The sequence below is a fragment of the Candidatus Zixiibacteriota bacterium genome, assembly GCA_014728145.1.
GTDB lineage: Bacteria > Zixibacteria > MSB-5A5 > JAABVY01 > JAABVY01 > WJMC01.
Genome location: WJMC01000192.1, coordinates 1 through 4,760 on the forward strand (window position 1 = coordinate 1; position 4,760 = coordinate 4,760).

Annotated in this window: 5 protein-coding genes; all 5 read left to right on the forward strand. The window is 48.9% G+C overall.

Annotated elements, in window-relative coordinates:
• Positions 1-192: 192 nt before the first annotated feature.
• Entirely contained in the window at positions 193-846 is a 654-nt protein-coding gene (locus GF404_11150; GenBank protein ID MBD3382738.1) for a metal-dependent transcriptional regulator, read from the forward strand.
• A 76-nt stretch (positions 847-922) separates the two neighbouring features.
• The gene (locus GF404_11155; GenBank protein MBD3382739.1) at positions 923-2,047 is read left to right on the forward strand and encodes a hypothetical protein; all 1,125 of its coding nucleotides are present in this window, start codon (positions 923-925) and stop codon (positions 2,045-2,047) included.
• 54 nt (positions 2,048-2,101) lie between these two features.
• Positions 2,102-3,043 (forward strand): manganese transporter, encoded by a 942-nt coding sequence (locus tag GF404_11160; protein ID MBD3382740.1) that lies wholly within the window; start codon positions 2,102-2,104, stop codon positions 3,041-3,043.
• A gap of 18 nt (positions 3,044-3,061) precedes the next feature.
• A complete protein-coding gene (locus tag GF404_11165) occupies positions 3,062-3,829 on the forward strand; it encodes an ATP-binding cassette domain-containing protein (GenBank protein ID MBD3382741.1) in 768 nt (255 codons plus the stop codon).
• Positions 3,829-4,760, forward strand: a 932-nt coding sequence (locus GF404_11170; GenBank protein MBD3382742.1) for an iron chelate uptake ABC transporter family permease subunit, incomplete at its 3' end; no start/stop codon positions are given. The genes GF404_11165 and GF404_11170, both read left to right, overlap by 1 nt.

The following is a 4,760-nucleotide window of genomic DNA, read 5'->3' on the forward strand; positions in this document are numbered from 1 at the left end:
AGCTTTCTTTTCCAAAGCTTTGTATGGACGCTGATTGGTATAGCTGAAGAAAAAACCAATGAAATAAGAATTCTGTCCCGCTGTCATACTTATTGCAGAAAACAAACTATCGATTAGAAAACTTTGGAAAATTGAAACAAAACGCGGCAACCTCATGTTTAGGTATGCCTAATACATAATTTAGGGGAGCCAGTGTATACAAAGGCGATTGAGGATTATTTAAAGGCTGTGTTCAGCCTGCAACGCGAGAACCAGATTGTTACGACAAAGCTGATCGCAAAGAAATTGAATGTTTCTCCACCTTCTGTGACTGAGATGGTGAAAAACTTGGTGCAAAAAAAACTGTTGCTTTACAAGCCATACAAAGGAGTTAAGCTAACTTCACGCGGGCGAAAGGAAGCTCTCAGAATCATACGTGCTCATCGGTTGATAGAGAGCTTTTTGGTCGAAGTGCTTGATGTGCCCTGGGAAACAGTCCACCAGGAGGCGGAAAAATGGGAGCATGTGATTTCAGAGGATATTCTTGATCGAATTGAGAAAAAGCTTAATTACCCGGCTAATGATCCACATGGGGCACAGATTCCTTCCAGGGAAGGTGGATTTGAAGACCAGAAGCTTCGCACTTTGTGCAGTTTAAAAGCCGGCCAAGCGGGAATTGTCCGGGAAGTTAATGATACCGATCCTGAATTGTTAGAGTATTTAACAGAAATCGACCTCAAGCCGGGTGTCAAGTTTTCAGTGAAAGATATCTCAGCATCTGGAGGTTTTATGAGAATCAAATTAAATAACGAAGATAGATTTATCGGTCTTAAGGCATCGGAAAAAATATTTGTTATGATAATTTAGATTGGAGGAATTAGTGAATAGTATTTATAATATTATACGAAAAAGAATCTCAAGACAGTCGATCGCATATTGGTCAATGGCCGTGTTGTTCATAAATTCTATTGTTTTGGTAATTCTACCTTCATCTCTGGTCGCGCAGGATGATGCCGTGACTGTCGGTGGAGCTTATCTTGGACTGTTCAATTACTTTGACCAGGAGAATTCTGGTATTGGTGAACCTGAGCGGAATCAATTTGACGTGGCCGCCAACATCGATTTCGAATGGAAGATTCGTTCGAACATCAAGGGATTATTTCAGCTTCAGGGCAGTCCCGGGGGTGGAAGCTTTGGTTACCCCGGTCCTGAAGTTGAGATAACTGACCTGAATATTGAGTTTTCATTCGCAGACCAGGACGCCACCCTGGTGGCGGGTTCATTTGATTCTCCGTTCGGAATGCAGACAGGATCGCTGAGCAACAATGCCGATACTTTCGGGAATCCGTTGCTGATGAATTCACTTTTTTACAGCGCATTTGCCGGAGCTCCGATGGGAACTCTGAATACGATCGGTGTGATGGGTAACTACATGCATGAAAACTTCGATCTTTCACTTGCGGTCACCAATGGGACTGATGAATCCGCGAATAATTCAGATGGTGGATTCGAGGTTTCCGGGACTGCAATGGGCATAATTCCAGTAGCTCAGGGCGAAGTCCGCGTGGCAGGTTCGTACATCAATAGCGATGATCGCTCGGAATCAGGCGCAACCGGAACGTCTTCGGATTTCAGCGGTTGGATGAGTGAAGCGCTCTATGCGCCTGCCAGTGATATCTATATCAAGGGTTATTTTGGCTCTCTCACTTATAATGATAACTTGGATACAACCGAGGACGATGTCATTATCTGGATGGGAGAAGTTCGCTACGGTCAGGACAGGTGGCATCTGGGGGCTCGGATTTCAGGCTGGATGCCACAGGATGAAGATGCTGATGGAAGTGGAATCTCAGGATTGATTCCAAATCCGGGATTGGCGCTCCAGGTGGCTGGGACTATGCCTGTAATTGATCAGAAAATTACCCGAATCCAGGTCGGAGCCGGGTACGGCTTAGATGATGACCTGATGATTAAAATTGAAATATTTATGGATAATTACGATAAAGCCAGTTTGACTGAATCAACCGATGTACAGGGTGTCATTATTGCCTTGAATGGAACCATTTAACTTTTAGATTTGTATGTAACGATATTGAAGGATAATTATGACAGGAGGAAATAAATGAAATCACTATATTTTATTATATCGGTTTTTATGGCCGGTTTTATAGTTGCCGGGTGTGGCGGTGGCGAAGATGGAACTGACGGTTCTTCTGGAAACGGCAAATTGAAAATCGTCGCTACGATAGGAATGATTGCCGATGTGGCCAAAAACGTCGGTGGAGAAAATGTCGAGGTCGTCGGCCTGATGGGTCCGGGTGTGGATCCACACACGTACAAGGCCAGTGCCGGCGATGTTACCCGGATGAGCGAGGCCGACCTGATCCTGTACAATGGCCTGCACCTCGAGGGAGCGATGTCCGAGGTGCTCGAAAAAGTCGGACAGCGTGCCAATACTTACGCAGTGACCGAGGCTGTCGACCAGTCCAGGTTGCTTTCTTCCGCCGACTATGAGGGGGCTCACGATCCGCATATATGGTTCGATGTCAGCCTCTGGATGAAAGCAGTCGAGGGCATTCGTGATAAACTGGTGGAACTCGATCCTGACAACCGGGACGCATATCAGGCTAACGCTGATAAGTATCTGGAAGAGATGAAAGAACTGCATCAATATGTTCTCGACCGGGCTTCCTCAGTGCCGGAAAACCAGAGGGTCCTGATCACCGCCCATGATGCCTTCAACTATTTCGGCCGGGCTTACGGGTTCGAGGTTCGAGGCCTGCAGGGAATCAGCACAGCTTCGGAGGCCGGTACCGCTGATGTGCAAAATCTGTCTGAGTTTATCGCAACCAACCAGATCCCCGCGATTTTCGTCGAATCCTCTGTGCCGGTGCGCAATATCGAGGCTGTTCAGGCCGCCGTTAAATCTCGAGGTTTCGGGGTCAAAATCGGGGGCGAGCTGTTCAGTGACGCGATGGGCACCAGCGGTACCCCTGAAGGGACGTACCTCGGTATGGTACGCCACAATATCGACACGATTGTAAGCTCGTTAAAACCGGAATAACCTGCCTGGAGATAAATCATGAATGATGAACTCGCGGTAAATGTAACCGACCTGACTGTCGCCTACAAAGATAAACCGGTACTCTGGGACATTGATCTTGAGATTCCGAAAAAGACGCTTATGGCGATCGTGGGACCCAATGGCGCGGGCAAGACGACTTTGATCAAGGCGATCCTGGGATTGGTCCGGAAGGCGGCCGGACAGGTGTTGATTCATGGCAAACCCTACCGTAAGCAACATCAGCTGGTCGGCTACGTGCCCCAGCGCGGTTCTGTCGACTGGGATTTTCCCACCAGCGTGCTCGATGTGGTCGTGATGGGAAGTTATGGCTCGCTGGGATGGATCCGGCGTCCGGGCAAAAAGGAAAAACATGAAGCCATGCAGGCGCTCGAAAAAGTCAGGATGGAAAAGTATTGCGACAGGCAGATCAGCCAGTTGTCAGGAGGCCAGCAACAGAGGGTGTTTCTGGCTCGTGCTCTGGTCCAGGATGCCATGGTCTACTTCATGGATGAACCGTTCCAGGGAGTTGATGCCACCACTGAAAGAGCCATCATTACCATATTGAAAGAACTCAAAGACAGTGGCCGAGCGGTGGCGGTTGTGCATCATGACCTGCAGACCGTGCCGGAGTATTTTGACTGGGTGACGCTGTTGAATGTGCGCAGGATCGCCAGCGGACCGGTCGAAGAAGTTTTTACTGAAGATAATTTGCGGATGGCTTACGGTGGTAAAGTCGACTTTTTGAGCCACCAGATGAGTTCGCAAAACAGCGCCCGGGAGCAGTAATGGGAATAAGCCAGATCCTGCATGACATATTTTTCGATTATACTCTTCGTACGGTTGTGCTCGGGTCCTCGATACTGGGAATTGTCAGCGGTGCGTTGGGATCGTTCGCGGTGCTCCGCAGGCAGAGCCTTTTAGGCGATGCAGTCTCCCATGCCGCCCTGCCGGGGATAGCGCTGGCATTTTTGTTAACCCGCAGTAAATCGTCTCTGGTTTTGATCCTGGGGGCGGCACTGGCGGGATGGATCGGAACATTGATAATCATCGGAATTCTCAAGTCAAGCCGGATCAAGTATGATTCGGCCCTGGGGATGATATTATCAGTCTTCTTCGGTTTTGGACTGGTCTTATTGACATTCATTCAAAAAATGCCCGATGCCAATCAGGCGGGTTTGGATACGTTTTTGTTCGGTCAGGCTTCAGCCCTGCTCGAAAAGGACGTGATCGTGATGGGGATTTTAGCCGCGATCGCGCTGATTATCGTGTTCATGTTCTGGAAAGAGTTCAAACTGCTGTCTTTTGATCGCGACTACGGTTTTAGTCTCGGCTTCCCGATGAATTTGATCGATATACTTCTGACAACCATATTGGTGATCGCTATCGTGCTCGGGTTGCAGACAGTCGGAGTTGTATTGATGAGCGCGATGGTTGTCGCTCCGGCCGCGGCCGCGCGTCAATGGACCGACCGCCTGGGGCTGATGATCGTTTTGTCAGCTGTATTCGGTGCCCTGGCGGGGGTCAGCGGGGCGGTGCTCTCGAGCACGACAGAAAAACTTCCGACCGGCCCGACGATTGTTCTATGTGTCAGCGCGATAGTCATCATCTCGATGTTTCTGGCGCCCAACCGGGGTCTTTTGTTCAAATATATCAGAGAGAAGATCAACAGCCGGGTGCTTCGCCTCAACGGTGTTTTAAGCGACCTTTATGAGCTCGC